The 16,856-nt window shown below is 72.4% G+C and carries 13 protein-coding genes and 2 tRNA genes; 11 read left to right on the top strand and 4 right to left on the bottom strand.

All coding sequences use genetic code 11. The features are described 5' to 3' along the window. The first annotated feature begins 57 nt into the window (after positions 1–57). A complete protein-coding gene (locus OG462_RS10410) occupies positions 58–480 on the top strand; it encodes a TIGR02611 family protein (RefSeq protein ID WP_406056649.1) in 423 nt (140 codons plus the stop codon). Between the two features lie 54 nt (positions 481–534). Beyond that, positions 535–609, top strand: a tRNA-Val gene (locus OG462_RS10405). 53 nt (positions 610–662) lie between these two features. Here OG462_RS10405 and OG462_RS10400 read toward each other — a convergent pair. Further along, on the bottom strand, positions 663–3,233 hold the full coding sequence (locus OG462_RS10400; protein WP_406056647.1) for an SCO7613 C-terminal domain-containing membrane protein: 2,571 nt from the start codon (positions 3,231–3,233) through the stop codon (positions 663–665). Positions 3,234–3,325: 92 nt separating this feature from the next. Between OG462_RS10400 and OG462_RS10395 the strand changes: the two genes are divergently transcribed. Both OG462_RS10395 and OG462_RS10390 read left to right on the top strand, forming a co-directional pair. Then, positions 3,326–3,772: an SRPBCC family protein gene (locus OG462_RS10395; protein ID WP_406056645.1), complete on the top strand. Its 447-nt coding sequence runs from the start codon at positions 3,326–3,328 to the stop codon at positions 3,770–3,772. Between the two features lie 39 nt (positions 3,773–3,811). Continuing rightward, positions 3,812–3,883, top strand: a tRNA-Val gene (locus OG462_RS10390). Between the two features lie 67 nt (positions 3,884–3,950). Here the strand turns inward: OG462_RS10390 and OG462_RS10385 are convergent. Further along, positions 3,951–4,679, bottom strand: coding sequence for a 3'-5' exonuclease (locus OG462_RS10385; RefSeq protein ID WP_406056643.1), 729 nt, complete (start codon positions 4,677–4,679; stop codon positions 3,951–3,953). Positions 4,680–4,801: 122 nt separating this feature from the next. Between OG462_RS10385 and OG462_RS10380 the strand changes: the two genes are divergently transcribed. The 4 genes from OG462_RS10380 to OG462_RS10365 all read left to right on the top strand — a co-directional run bounded on the left by OG462_RS10380 (position 4,802) and on the right by OG462_RS10365 (position 9,554). Further along, on the top strand, positions 4,802–5,368 hold the full coding sequence (locus OG462_RS10380; protein ID WP_406056641.1) for a DUF4365 domain-containing protein: 567 nt from the start codon (positions 4,802–4,804) through the stop codon (positions 5,366–5,368). Further along, a complete protein-coding gene (locus tag OG462_RS10375) occupies positions 5,368–6,681 on the top strand; it encodes a hypothetical protein (RefSeq protein WP_406056639.1) in 1,314 nt (437 codons plus the stop codon). Before OG462_RS10380 ends, OG462_RS10375 begins: the two co-directional genes overlap by 1 nt. Before the next feature lie 149 nt (positions 6,682–6,830). Beyond that, a complete protein-coding gene (gene thrS / locus OG462_RS10370) occupies positions 6,831–8,807 on the top strand; it encodes a threonine--tRNA ligase (RefSeq protein WP_406056637.1) in 1,977 nt (658 codons plus the stop codon). Positions 8,808–8,990: 183 nt separating this feature from the next. Then, positions 8,991–9,554: an HIT family protein gene (locus OG462_RS10365; RefSeq protein ID WP_406056635.1), complete on the top strand. Its 564-nt coding sequence runs from the start codon at positions 8,991–8,993 to the stop codon at positions 9,552–9,554. Between the two features lie 59 nt (positions 9,555–9,613). Here the strand turns inward: OG462_RS10365 and OG462_RS10360 are convergent, their stop codons facing one another. Continuing rightward, positions 9,614–11,272 (bottom strand): hypothetical protein, encoded by a 1,659-nt coding sequence (locus tag OG462_RS10360; protein ID WP_406056633.1) that lies wholly within the window; start codon positions 11,270–11,272, stop codon positions 9,614–9,616. A gap of 175 nt (positions 11,273–11,447) precedes the next feature. Next, positions 11,448–13,655, bottom strand: a complete 2,208-nt coding sequence (locus tag OG462_RS10355; protein WP_406056631.1) for an elongation factor G-like protein EF-G2 — start codon at positions 13,653–13,655, stop codon at positions 11,448–11,450. A 326-nt stretch (positions 13,656–13,981) separates the two neighbouring features. On the opposite strand from OG462_RS10355, the gene pgsA reads away from it, so the two are divergent. Genes pgsA through OG462_RS10340 form a run of 3 tightly spaced genes read left to right on the top strand, consistent with a single transcriptional unit; the run spans position 13,982 to position 16,793 of the window. Further along, positions 13,982–14,644, top strand: coding sequence for a phosphatidylinositol phosphate synthase (gene pgsA, locus OG462_RS10350; protein ID WP_406056629.1), 663 nt, complete (start codon positions 13,982–13,984; stop codon positions 14,642–14,644). Then, a complete protein-coding gene (locus OG462_RS10345) occupies positions 14,641–15,645 on the top strand; it encodes a phosphatidylinositol mannoside acyltransferase (RefSeq protein WP_406056628.1) in 1,005 nt (334 codons plus the stop codon). The genes pgsA and OG462_RS10345 overlap by 4 nt, the downstream gene beginning before the upstream one ends. Beyond that, positions 15,642–16,793: a glycosyltransferase family 4 protein gene (locus OG462_RS10340; RefSeq protein WP_406056626.1), complete on the top strand. Its 1,152-nt coding sequence runs from the start codon at positions 15,642–15,644 to the stop codon at positions 16,791–16,793. Before OG462_RS10345 ends, OG462_RS10340 begins: the two co-directional genes overlap by 4 nt. The last annotated feature ends 63 nt before the right edge of the window (positions 16,794–16,856 follow it).

The following is a 16,856-nucleotide window of genomic DNA, read 5'->3' as shown; positions in this document are numbered from 1 at the left end:
GACCTGCGGTAATACCGCCATTCCGGCGAGAGGCCCGCGTCCGGTAAGTTGGGGACCATGAATGCGGAGAGTGACGAGCGCACCGGGGAGTCCGCAGACGGCAAGGACGCCGAACTGGGATCCCGCGCACCGGAGTTCATCAAGTCCCGGCGAGGCCTGCATCTGAGCTGGCAGGTCGGCGTCTTCATCGTGGGACTCGCCGTGGTCGGCGCCGGAGTGGTCATGCTGCCGCTCCCGGGGCCCGGCTGGCTGGTCATCTTCGGTGGCATGGCGATCTGGGCGACCGAGTTCGTCTGGGCACAGCTGGTCCTCCGCTGGACCAAGCGCAAGGTCACCGAGGCCGCCCAGCGCGCCCTCGACCCCAAGGTCCGCCGCAGGAACATCATCCTCACCACCGTCGGCCTGGTGATCATCGCCGCCCTGCTCGGCATCTACCTCTGGAAGTTCGGCTTCGTCATGCCGTGGAAGATCGCCGAGTGACCCTCGGATGGTGCGGGAGCCCCGCTGACATGCGGTAATGTTTGCGGTGCACCGGGGCGATTAGCTCAGTGGGAGAGCACTTCGTTCACACCGAAGGGGTCACTGGTTCGAACCCAGTATCGCCCACCACCCGGTCCGAAGGCCCGGAGACGGAACACCGTCTCCGGGCCTTCGGCGTTTCCTCATCGCATCCGCGCGACCCGGTCCCGGAGCCGTCGGGCGTCCCGCAGCCGCTGCTCGTACGTGGCACCCACCGCGAGCAGCAGGAGCCCGGCGAGGGCCGGCGGCAGCCAGCGCGGCAGCGCGCCCACCACCTGCACCACGTAAGGGGCCAGCTCGTGCAGCCCGTCCAGGGCGAGCACCGAGCCGCCGAGGACGAGCAGCGCCTGGAGCCGGAACCGCGCGCCGAGCAGCGTCACGGCCAGGGCCGCGACACCCAGGGCCAGCGGGCGCACCCACTCAGGGTCCGTCCAGGCCGCGACGAGGCTCGGCAGCAGTGTCGCCGCGAGACCGGGGCCGTACGCCGTCCAGGACGAGGCCTCCGGGTCCCGGCGCCGCCGCAGGAACCCGACGACGAGCGCGGGCACGGTCGCCGGCAGCGTGTACGCCTCCGGGGTCGTCACCTCCCACACCGCGAGCCGGACCCAGGTGGCCAGCAGGAACAGCACCGCCGCCGTCCACGAGGCGAACCGGCGCCGCTCGGGGCGCACGGCCGTCGCCGCCGCGAGCACTCCGCCGAGGGCCAGCGCGAGCGCGAGGAACGCGGGCCGGGACGCGGCGAGCCCGAACGCCGGCAGCGCCACGGCCGCACCGGTGATCTCGACCGGCAGGGCCACCGGGCGGGCCTTGGCGCCGATGACCGCCGTCGCCGCCGGGACGAGCAGCAGGGCGAGCGCCGTCCAGTGGTCCTCGAACCCGCGGGCGGCCGCCACCGCGAACACGAGCCCGGTCGCGGTGAGCACCGCGCCACAGGCGGCGACCACCCGGCGCGCGCCCTCCCCGAGCACCGCCACGCCCACGAGGAGCGCGAGCACCACCCCGAGCCCCGCGAACGTGGCCCCCTGTGTGTCCAGGGCGAGCGCGAGCGCGCTCACGGCGGACCCCAGCCCACCGACGTACGCGATCCACCCGAGGACGGTCCCGGGCTCCGTGGCGGGAGCCGGAGGGCGGGGCCGGGAAGGGGGCCAGGCGGGCCAGGGGGCGCCGGGCGCGGGCGGTGCGGATGGGCGGGAGGAGCCGGAGGTGGCCGGCGCCGTGGCGGGCGTACCCGCCCCCGGTGCGACGGAGCCTTCAGCCGCATCGGGGCGGCTGCGGCGCAGGCCGCGCGTCAGCGGCCCTGGGCGGACGGCGCACGCCAACGCCGCCGCGCTCGTCACGAGCTGCAGGGTGAGCGTCGCCGCGTACGGCAGGTCGAGGGAGACCGGCAGCGCGGTCAGGAGCGCCCAGGCCAGGACGAGGGCGCCACAGCGGGCCCACAGCCGGGATCGGGTCGCGAGGACGGCGGCGGCCACGGCCAGGACCAGGAGCGCCGTCCCCGGGTACGAGGTCAGGGCGCGCTCGGCGTGCCCGCCCGACCAGACCTCCGTCGTCCGGGCCACGGGCCCCAGGAGCCCGACCGCCACCGGCGGCAACGCCCAGACGACCCCGAGCGCCGCGACCCCGGCGCCCGCCCCGGCGAGCCCGAGCCGGACGCCGCCCGGCAGCCGGAACCCGGCGGCTCCGTCCTCGGTCGGTCCGGACCTCCCCGCGGCTCCGTCGCCGGCCGCGCTCGCGCTCACGCGGTGCACCGAGGCCAGGGCCAGTCCGCACAGCACGTACGCCGGTACCGTCCAGTCCGTCGGGACGGCCGTGCGCAGCAGGCCGCCCAGGGCCGTGATCGTCGCCAGGCCGGTGATCGCCGCGGCCGCCACCGCGAGGACGGGCGTGCGCCAGGCCACGTACAGCGTCACCGCCGCGCCCGCCAGGAGCAGCGGCGCGCCGCTCCACGGCGAGGTGAGCGAGAGCCAGCCGCCCGTCAGGAGCGCCCAGCCGCCCAGTGCCGACGCACCGGTGGCCGCCGTGATCCGGACCGCGGCCGGCCGGGTCCACAGGACCACCGCCCCGTCCGCCGCGGCCGTGACGAGCGCCGCCCACGCGAAGGCCGTCGGCCCGCCCCCGGCCGCGAGCACACCCAGCGGCAGCGGCAGCTGTCCGACGACGACGGCGGCCGGCAGCGGGATCCGCAGCCGGGGCAGGACCGAGCCGTACGCGGTCCACGCGCCCGCGAGGACCGCGGCGGCCACCGCCGTGTACCCGAGGCCGTCCGTCTCCGGCAGTGCCACCCGGTGCAGCGCGTACGCGTCGAGCACCATCAGAACGAGACCGAGCGCCCCCACCGACTCGGCCGTCGACACCAGGCTCCGGCGCAGCAGCGTCACCGGCGCCGCCAGGGCGGCCGAGGTGACCACGAACAGGACGGCCGCGCGGCCGCCGATCCCCATCGAGCCCCAGCTCACCAGGGTGAACGCGACCGCGGCGATCGTCAGCAGCGTGCCGCCGAGCGTCAGCAGGACGTTCTGCGCGCTCCGCGGCGTCGAGTCCGCCACCGGCGGGCGGGGCCACGGTGCCGACGACGCCGCCGAAGCGGCCGGCGCGTGGAGCACACGGATCAGCCAGGCCCGCCGGGCCAGCAACTGGGACCGGCGTGCGTCGAGTTGGGCCAGCTCGCGGTCGACGAGCGCCAGCTCGTCCGCGGGCGGCAGGGAGTTGTCCATGCCCGGAGTGTGGCCCCGGCCACACCTGGCGGGAATGCGTCCGGGTACTCATCTTCCGGCTCGGGGGGCCTGAGTACGTCCACACTGGGGGCATGGACTGGTGCCGGTACCACTTCCGCAATGTCTGGCGGCTCGCCGCCCCGCCGGACGCGGTCTACGCCGTCCTCGAACGCGCCGAGGAGTACCCCCGCTGGTGGCCCCAGGTCCGCGAGGTCGTCCCCGTCGACGACACCACCGGCACCGCCCGCTTCCGCTCCCTGCTCCCGTACGACCTCGTCGTCACCGCCCGTGCCCTGCGCCGCGACCCGGCGGCCCGGGTCCTGGAGGTGGGACTCGGCGGCGACCTGGAGGGCTGGGCCCGCTGGACCCTCACCCCGGAAGGCACCGGCACCCACGCCCTGTACGAGCAGGAGGTCGAGGTCCGTGCCCGTCTGCTGCGCGCCTTCGCCGTGCCCGGGCGGCCCGTGTTCCGCGCCAACCACGCCCTGATGATGCGGGGTGGGCGGCGGGGACTCGCCACCCACCTGCGATCGGTTTGAACGAACGGCTTGAAGGGCTGTATGGTTCAACCCGTTCCCGGGCGATTAGCTCAGCGGGAGAGCACTTCGTTCACACCGAAGGGGTCACTGGTTCGATCCCAGTATCGCCCACCGGGTAGAGGCCGGTCCGTCGACAGACGGACCGGCCTCTGTCATGTGTCGGGCCGCCCTGCCGAGTTCAGGCCGCGGTGCCCAGCTCCGGCCGCAGCGGCCACGCCGGGTCCACGGTCTCCGGTGTCCCCTGCCGGGTGAACCACGCCTGGAGCCCCCGCGCCTGCGCCGCGTGCCACACCGCCTGCAGCGTGTGCAGCTCCGCCGGCGTCAGCCGTTCGAGCCGGGACGAGAAACGCCGCGCCACCGCCCGTACGACATCGAGCGCCGCCGCCGCGTCCGCCGCCGCGTCGTGCGCGCCCGCCAGCTCCACCTCGTAGTGCGCGCACAGGTCCGTGAGCGTCCGGCGGCCCTTCCGGTAGCGGTCCAGATGCTTGTCCAGGACCCGTGGGTCGAGGACGCACAGCGGGGTGCCCGCCAGGTAGTCGCCGAGGGTGGACGCCCGGTGCCTGCGCAGCTCGCGGTCGAGGATCGTCAGATCGAACGGCGCGTTCATCACCACCAGCGGGCGCCCCGCCGCGCTCTGCTCCGCCAGCGCACGCGCCAGCTCCTCCATCACCGGAGCCGGCCACCGGCCGTTCCGCTGGAGGTGATCGTCCGTCAGTCCGTGCACGGCGGTGGCTCCCTCGGGCACGGGTATGCCCGGATTGACCAGCCACCGCGTCACCCGCGGGCGCGCCCCCACCGTGTCCTGTACGACGAGGGCGGCGGACACGATCCGGTCGCCCTCGACGTCGACTCCTGTGGTCTCCGTGTCGAAAGCGGCCAGGGGCCCTTCGTACCAGTGCATCGTCATCCCTGAACTCCCTGCACACGTGCGGCAGATGGCCAACCCCCTGCCCCCGAAACGGTGATACCCGGACTGTTTGCGCCGTACGCGGACCGGTCACAACACAAGGGACGGGGAAGGAAATCGACATGGCGCTCGCCCAGCCCGAGTCGGGAGGGCTGCCGCCCCAGCGGCTGGCACCGACGCGCGGCTCACTCGCCACCACCGCCTGCATGGAGACCCTCCAGGTGGGATACCTGCACGCCGTCGCCGCCGCGGCCGGCTGCTCGCTGTCCCAGCCCTTTCCGGACAACGGCATCGACTGGCACGTGAGCCACGGCTCTCCCGGCCACACCGTCGACGACGAAGTGACCATCAAGGTGCAGCTCAAGTGCACCTACCAGATACCGCCGCGCCCGCCCGGGAGCACGTTCTCGTTCACCCTCGACAACGACCACCTGGTGAAGCTCGCCAGAACCCCGGTGTCCGTGCACAAGATCCTGGTCGTGATGCTCGTCCCGAGGTCACAGGACGACTGGCTGAGAGCGAGTCACGACCGGCTCGACCTGCGGCACTGCTGCTACTGGATCAACCTGGCCGGACACCCGGTCACGGGACGGCGCCGGACCACCGTGCGCGTACCGACGACGCGGATCTTCGACGACCGGGCGCTCTGCGAGATCATGACCCGGGTCGGCGTGGGAGGGAGACCTTGATGCACCGACCGATCGACGAACCGAGGTTCGGGGACGAAGGGGGCGGGGCCGGACACGGCCCCGTCCCCCCGCCCTACCGGCCCCACCCGGCGCCCGGCGACACCCCCGGACCCTGGACCGGTGTCCCCGCCCCGCCCACCGGCCCCTGGGCCGACACCCAGGGCGCACCCGACCCGGGCAGGGTCGACCCGCGCGTCCTCGGCGCCCTCCTCGCCCGCCACGGATGGCGGCGGCGGGGCGGGGCGGCCGGGCGCTACAGCCGCTGGACGCCGCCCGGCAGCGGCACCGGAACCAGCCTCCTCGTCCCGGAGAGCCGCGCCTTCCCGGACTGCGAGGACCTGCTCGGCGAGGCGCTCACCGCCCTCGCCCACAGCGCCACGCCCTCCGCCCGCGAGGTCCTCACCGGCCTCGCCGTGCCCAGCGACGAGATCCGCTGGTGGCGCGACGTGCCCCCGGGCCCGGCCGGCGTCCTCCCCTGGACCGTTCAGGAGCAGCTCAGGTCCGCCGCCCGCCAGCTCCTCCTGGCCGGCGCCCTCGCCGTACGCGGCCGGGCCGGCTACTACGGGGCCCGCCACCGGCGCCCGGCCCAGGCCTCCCTGGAGACCGTCGTCGTCGGCGCGGCACCCGGCGGGCGCGGACTGACCGCCTTCCTGCCCGTCGATCCGGGCCGCCCGATCGCCGTCCGGCTCTACCACGCGCTCCACGCGGCCCGGGAGGCCACCGACTACCAGCGGGCCACCGGTGGCATGGAGGCCTTCGACGCCGCCGTCGAGGCGGGCGTCAGCCGCGAACTCACCGAGGCCCTCGTCGCCCTCGTCCGGGGTACCGAGGGAGCCAGGATCGCCCTGGAGTGGGCCCCGTCCGCCGGGGCGCCCGTGGGCTGCGCCGCCCGGCCCGAACCGGTCGAGTTCTCGCCCGGCGACCTGCCGGCCCTGCGCGAGGCGAGCGCCCGCTATCTGACCGACGAGCCCTCCGTACCGGTCCGGCTCACCGGCGCCGTCGTCCGCATGCGCCGCTCCGGGCCGCGCGGCGAGGGCACCGTACGGCTGCGGGTGCTGGGCGGGGCGGAGGTCCCGCACGTCCGCGTGAGCCTGGACGAGGAGGCGTACCGCACCGCCGGTCACGCCCATCTCGTCGGGCTGCCGATCCGGGTGGTGGGCCGGCTGGAGAGCCGGGGCGGCTTCCGCCGTCTCACCGACGCGTCCGGGGTCGTCCCCGTACAGGTCGACGAGACGGAACGGGACCGGCTGATGAAGTCCCTCCAGGAGAACCTCGACTTCTTCGAGGAGGCGTGCGGGCCGGACGAGGGGTAGCGCCGGAGCCAGGGCGGAGCCGTCGGAAACCGTTTCGCGGGCGGGTCCGTCGCCTCGGTAGGATCGGCCGTGCGCGGCACCTCGTACCTGTCGCGCATCGCCGGCGCCGGCACCTCGTGTCTGCTTGCGCCCTTATGTACGGAGTACCCGTGTCTGATGTCCGTGTGACCGTCCAGTCCGCCTCGGAAGCAGAGGAGAGGGCGGTGAGCGCGGGCACCACCGCCGGCGCCCTGTTCGCCGACGACCGCACCATCATCGCCGCCCGTGTGGCCGGCGAGCTGAAGGACCTGTCGTACGAGCTCTCCGACGGCGACGTCGTCGAGGGCGTCGAGATCTCCTCCCCGGACGGTCTCGACATCCTGCGCCACTCGACCGCGCACGTCATGGCCCAGGCCGTGCAGGAGCTCTTCCCCGAGGCCAAGCTGGGCATCGGCCCGCCGGTCCGGGACGGCTTCTACTACGACTTCGACGTCGAGAAGCCCTTCACTCCCGAGGACCTCAAGGTCATCGAGAAGAAGATGCAGGAGATCCAGAAGCGCGGCCAGCGTTTCGCCCGCCGCGTGGTGACCGACGAGGACGCCCGCGCCGAGCTGGCGGACGAGCCGTACAAGCTGGAGCTCATCGGCATCAAGGGCTCCGCGTCGACCGACGACGGCGCGAACGTCGAGGTGGGCGGCGGCGAGCTGACCATCTACGACAACATCGACGCCAAGACCGGCGACCTGTGCTGGAAGGACCTCTGCCGCGGTCCTCACCTGCCCACCACCCGGAACATCCCGGCGTTCAAGCTGATGCGCAACGCCGCCGCCTACTGGCGCGGCAGCGAGAAGAACCCGATGCTCCAGCGCATCTACGGCACCGCCTGGCCGTCGAAGGAGGAGCTGAAGGCCCACCTCGACTTCCTCGCCGAGGCCGAGAAGCGCGACCACCGCAAGCTGGGCAACGAGCTCGACCTCTTCTCCATCCCGGACGAGATCGGCTCCGGCCTCGCGGTCTTCCACCCCAAGGGCGGAATCATCCGCCGGGTCATGGAGGACTACTCGCGCAAGCGCCACGAGGAGGAGGGCTACGAGTTCGTCTACTCGCCGCACGCCACCAAGGGCAAGCTGTTCGAGAAGTCCGGTCACCTCGACTGGTACGCCGAGGGCATGTACCCCCCCATGCAGCTCGACGAGGGCGTGGACTACTACCTCAAGCCCATGAACTGCCCGATGCACAACCTGATCTTCGACGCGCGCGGCCGTTCGTACCGTGAACTGCCGCTGCGCCTGTTCGAGTTCGGCACCGTGTACCGGTACGAGAAGTCGGGCGTCGTGCACGGCCTGACCCGGGCCCGCGGCTTCACCCAGGACGACGCGCACATCTACTGCACCAAGGAGCAGATGGCGGAGGAGCTGGACAAGACCCTCACCTTCGTCCTGAACCTGCTGCGCGACTACGGTCTGACCGACTTCTACCTGGAGCTGTCCACCAAGGACCCGGAGAAGTTCGTCGGCTCGGACGAGATCTGGGAGGAGGCCACCGCGGTCCTCCAGCAGGTCGCCGAGAAGCAGGGCCTCCCGTTGACCCCCGACCCGGGCGGCGCCGCGTTCTACGGCCCGAAGATCTCGGTGCAGGCGCGCGACGCCATCGGCCGTACCTGGCAGATGTCGACCGTGCAGCTCGACTTCAACCTGCCGGAGCGCTTCGACCTGGAGTACACCTCCCCGGACGGCACCAAGCAGCGCCCGGTCATGATCCACCGCGCGCTGTTCGGCTCGATCGAGCGCTTCTTCGCGGTGCTCCTGGAGCACTACGCGGGTGCGATGCCGCCGTGGCTGGCGCCCGTCCAGGCGACCGGCATCCCGATCGGCGACGCGCACGTCGACTACCTGCACGAGTTCGCCGCCAAGGCGAAGAAGCAGGGCCTGCGGGTGGACGTCGACTCCTCCTCGGACCGGATGCAGAAGAAGATCCGCAACGCGCAGAAGCAGAAGGTCCCGTTCATGATCATCGCGGGTGACGAGGACATGGCCGCCGGCGCCGTCTCCTTCCGCTACCGCGACGGTTCGCAGGAGAACGGCATCCCCGTCGACGAGGCCATCGCCAAGATCGCCAAGGTCGTCGAGGACCGGGTCCAGGTCTGACCGTCCGCGACGTGAGCTCAGGAGGCCCCCGGGGAATCCCCGGGGGCCTCTTCTCGTCCTCCCGGGTGAACGCCTCGATCAGCTACGACGAGCGGGATCGACCGACGGGATCGACCATCGGATCAGCATGGCCGCTGCATGGATCTTCCGCCCCGACGACACGTTCCGAACGGGCGACGCAATATGCTGCACAGCATGACGACTGAGCCGGAGCAGCAGATCGGAGTCGGGACGCGGGACGCGTTCCAGCGCCTGTGGACGCCTCATCGGATGGCGTACATCCAGGGCGAGAACAAGCCGACCGGGCCGGGCGCCGAGGACGGCTGTCCGTTCTGTTCGATTCCGTCGAAGTCGGACGAGGACGGCCTGGTGATCGCCCGCGGTCAGAGCGTGTACACGGTCCTCAACCTGTACCCGTACAACGGCGGTCACCTCATGGTCGTCCCCTACCGTCACGTCGCCGACTACACGGACCTGGACGCGGCGGAGACCGGGGAGCTCGCCGACTTCACCAAGCGCGCGATGGTCGCGCTGCGGGCGGCCTCCGGTGCGCACGGCTTCAACATCGGCATGAACCAGGGCGCCGTCGCGGGCGCCGGGATCGCCGCGCATCTGCACCAGCACGTGGTGCCGCGCTGGGGCGGGGACACCAACTTCATGCCGGTCGTCGGTCATACGAAGGTGCTGCCGCAGCTCCTCGCGGACACCCGGAAGATGCTGGCCGACGCCTGGCCCGCCACCATCTGATCCGTACGCGAAGGGCCCGGGCCACCGTCGTGGACCCGGGCCCTCGCCGTACGGCCCTGTCACGCGTCGTAGACGTCGGCCTTCTTGGGGCCAGGTTCCTGGATGCCGCCGCTGAGGATCAGCGAGCGGTTGGTGAAGCGCTCCGTGTCCACGCCGTGCTCGTCGAGCATCTTGAGGGTGGCGGAGTGGACCGCCCGGAGGACCGGCGTCGCCATCCGTATGGCGTCGTCGGCCATGAAGCGGTTCTTCCAGAGCGGACCGGCCCAGACGTGCCGCAGACCGAAGGGCTCGGGCAGGACCATCTTGCCGCCGAGGAACTCCAGGACCGGCGGGTACCAGGTGAGCGGGGCGCGCACCGCGAGCCGGACGATGTCGTCGGTCTGGAGGAGCGGCTGCTGGATCTCCCTGGTCTCCCAGAAGCGGACGGTCTTGGAGACCTCCTTCGTCTTGGCCTTCGGCTTGGTCGTGAACAGGCCGTGCACGGGGCCGAGCGCGTGGCCGGTGACCTCGATCCTGAGCGTGTGATGGAGCGAGGTGACGGTCACCATCATCGTGAGGACGAGGTTCCCGTCCCAGAGGGTGAACTGCACGCCGAGGTAGTGGCGATTGCCCGCGCCGAACTGCTGGTCGTTGCAGATGCGCTGTATCTCGTGCGGCTTGACCTGGAAGTGCACGATGCTGTCGCCCTCGGGGCGGGTGACCTCGTCGGCGCCCTCGCCGACCGCGGAGACGATCCAGTGCTTGACGGTCGGCTTCGGGAAGCCGGTCTTGAGGGAGCCGCGCTCCAGGAGCGCGAGCTGGTCGTGGATCTTTCGGATGACGTCCCAGGCACGGAAGTCGTGGATCTCCCGGCCGGCCTGGGGGACGAGTTCCTCGGCGAGGGTCCAGCTGCCCCAGCGGGTGCCGAGACCGAGGATGCCCTTGGGACCGGCGTAGAAGGCGATGTTGGACTGCTGCTCGGCGGAGAGCTTCTCCAGGTTCAGCCGGAGCTCCTCCGCCGACTTCTCGCCGGGGTCCTGGGGAACGGACTTGGGCACCTGGGGGCCGGCGCCGCCGCCGCTGAGCAGGCCGGTCCAGCGCTCGCGCAGGTCGGCGGCGGACTTCTCACAGATCCGGCGGGCGAGGAACCAGCCGACGACCGGGGCCACGATCATGGCGCGCAGGTAGTTCGGCAGGATTCCGTCGAAGGGCAGCTTGAGCAGGACGAGCGCCGCCAGGAGCCCGGCCGCCCACAGGAGGACGGTGCCGACGACGCTGGTGCCCTTCTTCTCCGAACCGGCGGCGACGCGCCGAAGCTGGATGACACCGAGCCAGAGCAGCATCCCGGGCAGGAAGAGGACGCCGCAGACGAAGGTGACCATGGTCAGCCGGGCGTCGCGCTGCCGGCGGATGTGGGTGGCCGCGAGGCAGTGTTCGACGACGGGCTGCGGTTCGGCGCCGAAGGACTGGATCAGGGCCTTGCGGCCGCCGCCGAGCATGCGGACCTGGACGGCGCGGGAGAAGGCCTCACCGAGGTCGGGACGGAAGAGCTTCTCCCACTTCCCGTCCTTGACCGCCGTCTTGTAGAGGTCGTTGTCGGCATCCTGAATCGTCTTGAGCGGGCTGTCCCGGTACGCGGCGGACGCGAGCGCGTTCGTCGCGCCCGTACCACCACCGGAGCCCGTGAGGGGGACCTGCGCCCCGGGTCCGAAGCCATCGATCGCCACTGCCGCCCCCATCGCGCGCGAGTATCTGTGCGGGCTGTTCCCAACTGCCGCGCCCCGCACACCTTCTGAGCTGGGCACCACAGAGTAACCGGGGACCGTCGTGTGCGTCACGGCCTGTGGATATCGAGGCCGAATGACGTCCGCCCGGCGTGCGCCGGGCGGACGGCCCCCGCAGTCACTCCGTCAACTAGGCACTCTTTCCGGTCTGTTCGCGGACCTTCTCGGCGAGTTGCGGCGGCATCGGCTCGTGCCGGGCGTACGTACGGTCGAACCGGCCGGTGCCGTGCGACACGGACCGCAGGTCGATCGCGTACCGCCCGATCTCGATCTCCGGCACCTCGGCCCGGACCAGGGTCCGCCCGGGACCGGCCTGGTCGGTGCCGACGACCCGGCCCCGCCGCCCCGACAGATCGCTCATCACGGGACCGACGTACTCGTCCGGCACCAGGACCTGGACCTCGGCGACCGGCTCCAGGAGGTGGACGGCGACCTCGGCGGCCGCCTCGCGCAGCGCGAGGGCCCCGGCCGTCTGGAAGGCGGCGTCGGAGGAGTCCACCGAGTGGGCCTTGCCGTCCCGCAGGGTGACCCGGATGTCGACGAGCGGATAGCCCGCGGCGACGCCCCGCGCGGCCTGGGCCCGAATGCCCTTCTCGACGGAGGGGACGAACTGGCGGGGGACCGCCCCGCCGACCACCTTGTCGACGAACTCGATGCCGCTGCCCGGCGGGAGCGGCTCCACGTCGATCTCGCAGATGGCGTACTGGCCGTGGCCGCCGGACTGTTTGACGTGCCGGCCCCGCCCGGCCGAGGCGCCGCCGAAGGTCTCGCGCAGCGACACCTTGTACGGCACGGCGTCGACCTGGACCCCGTAGCGGCCCCGGAGACGTTCGAGGACGACGTCCTGATGGGCCTCGCCCAGGCACCAGAGGACCACCTGCCGGGTGTCCTGGTTCTGTTCGAGGCGCAGCGTGGGGTCCTCGGCGACCAGCCGGGCCAGGCCCTGCGAGAGCCGGTCCTCGTCCGCCTTGCCGTGTGCCTGGACGGCGAGCGGGAGCAGGGGCTCCGGCATGCTCCACGGCTCCATCAGAAGAGGATCGTCCTTCGCGGAGAGCGTGTCACCGGTCTCGGCCCGGCCCAGCCGGGCCACGCAGGCGAGGTCCCCGGCGATGCAGTGCGCCATGGGGCGCTGCTGCTTGCCGAAGGGGGAGGTGAGGCCGCCGATGCGCTCGTCGACGTCATGGTCCTCGTGGCCCCGGTCGGCGAGTCCGTGACCCGAGACATGGACGGTCGCGTCGGGGCGCAGGGTGCCGGAGAAGACCCTGACCAGGGAGACCCGGCCCACGTAGGGGTCGGCGGCGGTCTTCACGACCTCGGCGACCAGGGGGCCTTCGGGGTCGCAGGTGATCGGGGGCCGGGGCTGACCGTCCGGGGTGGTCACGGCGGGCGGCTCGTGTTCGAGCGGGGAGGGGAAGCCGCCGGTGATGAGCTCCAGGAGTTCGAGGGTGCCCAGGCCCTGTGTACCGCCGTCGGCGGCGGGGGCGGCCGCGAGCACCGGGTGGAAGGTGCCCCGGGCGACGGCCTTCTCCAGGTCGTCGACGAGCGTCTTCACATCGATCGACTCGCCACCGAGATAGCGGTCCATGAGGGTCTCGTCCTCGCTCTCGGCGATGATCCCCTCGATCAGCCGGGCACGGGCCTCCGCGATCAGCTCCCGCTGGTTCTCGTCGGGCGGGCTCTCCTTCCGTACCCCCGTCGAGTAGTCGAAGATCCGCTCCGAGAGCAGGCCGACCAGACCGGTCGCGGGCGCGTGCCCGTCGGCGCCCTCGTCGCCGCGCACCGGCAGGTAGAGCGGCAGTACGGCGTCCGGGTCGTCGCGGCCGAAGAGCGAGGCGCAGACGGCGGTGAGCTCGCCGAAGTCGGTGCGGGCGGTGTCCAGGTGGGTGACGACGATGGCGCGGGGCATGCCGACCGCGGCGCACTCCTCCCAGATCATCCGGGTGGAGGCGGCGACCGCGTCGGCCTCCTGGGCGGCCGAGACGACGAAGAGGGCCGCGTCCGCCGCGCGCAGACCGGCCCTCAGCTCCCCGACGAAGTCGGCGTACCCGGGGGTGTCGAGGAGATTGATCTTGTACCCGTCCCAGCCGACCGGAACGAGGGAGAGCTGTACGGAGCGGTGCTGGCGGTGCTCGATCTCGTCGTAGTCGGAGACGGTGCCGCCGTCCTCGACCCGGCCCGCCCGGTTGAGCGCCCCCGCGGTCTGCGCCAGCGCCTCGACCAGGGTCGTCTTGCCCGATCCGCTGTGGCCGACCAGCACCACGTTCCGTACGGCCGTGGGCCGGTCGGCCGTCAAAGCCCTGCCGGCGGCTCCGGCGGCCGTGTTCGCCTTGTCACCCATGATGTGTTCCTCCCGGCTTCTCGCACGATGCGGCGGGACGCGGGCGCGGGGGAGTGGTGTGTCGCGGTACGGCTCCGGCGGATGCCCGCGGTGGTCCTTCGAGCTTTGCACCGACGCAAGGAGGCGTCCATACGTCGTACGGCGGCGGGACGCGTCGAGGCCCCGACCGGCGCCTCGACGCGTCCATACGTCGTACACGCGGAGGGCCCTCGGAGGGACGCCGACGCGGCGGGGCGGGTGCCGCCCGTACGCCGGGGCGCGCGTGGCTACGATGGGTGAGCCGGTGGTCGTAGGGGCCGCGCGGCCCACCGAACCTCGGGAAGGCCATGCTGAACAAGTACGCGCGTGCATTTTTTACGCGTGTCCTCACACCGTTCGCCGCGTTTCTGCTCCGCAGGGGCGTCAGCCCCGACGCGGTCACGCTCATCGGCACGGCGGGAGTGATGGCCGGTGCGCTGGTCTTCTTCCCCCGCGGGGAATTCTTCTGGGGCACCATCGTCATCACCCTGTTCGTCTTCTCCGACCTCGTCGACGGCAACATGGCCCGGCAGGCGGGGATCTCCAGCCGCTGGGGCGCCTTCCTCGACTCGACGCTCGACCGGGTCGCCGACGGCGCCATCTTCGGCGGCTTCGCGCTCTGGTACGCGGGCAAGGGCGACGACAACGTGCTGTGCGCCGTGGCGATCTTCTGCCTGGCGAGCGGTCAGGTCGTGTCGTACACCAAGGCCCGAGGCGAATCGATTGGCCTGCCCGTCGCCGTCAACGGTCTGATCGAACGCGCCGAGCGCCTGGTGATCTCGCTGGTCGCGGCCGGCCTCGCCGGGCTCCACAAGTTCGGCGTACCCGGGATCGAGGTGCTGCTGCCGATCGCCCTGTGGATCGTGGCCGTCGGCAGCGCCGTCACCCTGGGCCAGCGCGTCGTGACCGTACGACGGGAATCGGCCGAGGCGGACGCCGCCGCGGCCGGAGGGAGCGGGGCGGCGACATGAGCGCACTGAAGGACCGACTGAGCGACGGGCTGTACGGCGCAGGCTGGGCGACCGTCAAGAAGCTGCCCGAGCCGGTGGCCGCGGGCCTCGGCCGGCGGATCGCCGACTTCGCGTGGAAGCGGCGCGGCAAGAGCGTCCTGCGTCTTGAGGCCAACCTCGCGCGCGTGGTGCCGGACGCCACGCCCGAGCGGCTCGCCGAGCTGTCGAAGGCCGGCATGCGCTCGTACATGCGCTATTGGATGGAGTCCTTCCGGCTGCCGACCTGGAGCAAGGAGCGGGTCGAGCGCGGGACGGACATCAAGGACGTCCACCACCTCCAGGAGGGCCTCGCCGCCGGCCGCGGGGTCGTCCTGGCCCTGCCGCACCTGGCGAACTGGGACCTCGCGGGGGTATGGGTGACCAGCTGCCTCGGCGTGCCGTTCACGACGGTCGCGGAGCGGCTCAAGCCGGAGACGCTGTACGACCGCTTCGTGGCCTACCGCGAGTCCCTCGGCATGGAGGTCCTCCCGCACACCGGCGGCTCCGCCTTCGGCACGCTGGCGCGGCGCCTGCGGGCGGGCGGCCTGGTCTGTCTGGTCGCCGACCGCGACCTGTCGGCCTCCGGCACCGAGGTGACCTTCTTCGGGGACACGGCGCGGATGCCGGCGGGCCCGGCGATCCTCGCCCAGCAGACGGGCGCGCTGCTCCTTCCGGTGACGCTCTGGTACGACGACACGTCGGTCATGAGGGGGCGCATCCACCCGCCCGTCGACGTACCCGAGTCAGGTACGCGGGCCGAGAAGACGTCCGTGATGACACAGGCGCTGGCCGACGCCTTCGCCGGCGGCATCGCGGAGCACCCGGAGGACTGGCACATGCTGCAACGACTGTGGCTCGCGGACCTGGAGGAACGCCCGGACCCCGTCGCGGGTGCCGAGACCGAGGGTGCCGAGACCGAGGGCGTCAAGACCGAGGGTGCCGAGACCGTGGGTGCCGAGCGGGGCGGGGAGCGCGGCGAGTGAAGATCGGGATCGTCTGCCCGTACTCGTGGGACGTGCCGGGCGGCGTCCAGTTCCACATCCGCGACCTCGCCGAGCACCTCATCCGGCTCGGCCACGCGGTCTCCGTCCTCGCGCCCGCCGACGACGAGACCCCGCTGCCGCCGTACGTGGTGTCGGCCGGCCGGGCCGTCCCCGTGCCGTACAACGGCTCGGTGGCCCGGCTCAACTTCGGCTTCCTCTCGGCCGCGCGGGTACGCCGCTGGCTGCACGACGGCACCTTCGACGTCGTCCACATCCACGAGCCGACCTCGCCGTCCCTCGGGCTGCTGACCTGCTGGGCCGCCCAGGGGCCGATCGTGGCCACCTTCCACACCTCGAACCCGCGCTCGCGGGCCATGATCGCCGCGTATCCGATCCTCCAGCCGGCCCTGGAGAAGATCAGCGCCCGCATCGCGGTGAGCGAGTACGCCCGGCGCACGCTCGTCGAGCACCTCGGCGGTGACGCCGTCGTCATCCCCAACGGGGTCGACGTGGACTTCTTCGCGCGCGCCGAGCCGAAGAAGGAGTGGCAGGGCGAGACCCTCGGCTTCATCGGCAGGATCGACGAGCCGAGGAAGGGCCTGCCCGTTCTCATGCGGGCCCTGCCCAGGATCCTCACCGAGCGTCCCGGGGCGCGGCTCCTGGTCGCCGGGCGTGGGGACGAGGAGGAGGCGGTGGCCTCGCTGCCGCGCGAGATGCGCTCCCGGGTGGAGTTCCTCGGCATGGTCAGCGACGAGGACAAGGCGCGGCTGCTGCGCAGCGTCGACGTGTACGTGGCGCCCAACACCGGCGGCGAGAGCTTCGGCATCATCCTCGTCGAGGCGCTGTCGGCCGGCGCGCCGGTCCTCGCCTCGGACCTGGACGCCTTCGCGCAGGTCCTCGACCAGGGGGCGGCGGGCGAACTCTTCACCAACGAGGACGCGGACGCGCTCGCGGACGCGGCGATCCGGCTCCTGGGCGACGAGGAGCGGCGCGCGGAACTGAGCGTGCGGGGCTCGGCCCACGTACGGCGCTTCGACTGGACGACGGTCGGCGCGGACATCCTCGCGGTCTACGAGACGGTGACGGACGGGGCGGCGGCGGTCGACACGGACGAACGGGTGGGCCTGCGGGCACGGTTGGGGCTGTAGCGGCCGCTTGCCGGGCCGGGCCCGCCCCGCGGTGGGCCGGCGCCCGCCCCCGTCGGGGCTCCG

Origin of the sequence: Streptomyces sp. NBC_01077 (assembly GCF_045162855.1) — a bacterium.
In the GTDB taxonomy this organism is placed as follows: Bacteria; Actinomycetota; Actinomycetes; order Streptomycetales; family Streptomycetaceae; genus Streptomyces.
This window is presented reverse-complemented; position numbering and strand designations above follow the sequence as displayed.

Coding starts and splice junctions, on each gene's coding strand:
- OG462_RS10410 (WP_406056649.1), top strand. CDS start 58: ATGAATGCGGAGAGTGACGAGCGCACCGGGGAGTCCGCAGACGGCAAG.
- OG462_RS10380 (WP_406056641.1), top strand. CDS start 4,802: ATGGCGCTCGCCCAGCCCGAGTCGGGAGGGCTGCCGCCCCAGCGGCTG.
- OG462_RS10365 (WP_406056635.1), top strand. CDS start 8,991: ATGCTGCACAGCATGACGACTGAGCCGGAGCAGCAGATCGGAGTCGGG.
- pgsA (WP_406056629.1), top strand. CDS start 13,982: ATGCTGAACAAGTACGCGCGTGCATTTTTTACGCGTGTCCTCACACCG.
- OG462_RS10395 (WP_406056645.1), top strand. CDS start 3,326: ATGGACTGGTGCCGGTACCACTTCCGCAATGTCTGGCGGCTCGCCGCC.
- OG462_RS10360 (WP_406056633.1), bottom strand. CDS start 11,272: ATGGGGGCGGCAGTGGCGATCGATGGCTTCGGACCCGGGGCGCAGGTC.
- OG462_RS10400 (WP_406056647.1), bottom strand. CDS start 3,233: ATGGACAACTCCCTGCCGCCCGCGGACGAGCTGGCGCTCGTCGACCGC.
- OG462_RS10385 (WP_406056643.1), bottom strand. CDS start 4,679: ATGACGATGCACTGGTACGAAGGGCCCCTGGCCGCTTTCGACACGGAG.
- OG462_RS10345 (WP_406056628.1), top strand. CDS start 14,641: ATGAGCGCACTGAAGGACCGACTGAGCGACGGGCTGTACGGCGCAGGC.
- OG462_RS10355 (WP_406056631.1), bottom strand. CDS start 13,655: ATGGGTGACAAGGCGAACACGGCCGCCGGAGCCGCCGGCAGGGCTTTG.
- OG462_RS10375 (WP_406056639.1), top strand. CDS start 5,368: ATGCACCGACCGATCGACGAACCGAGGTTCGGGGACGAAGGGGGCGGG.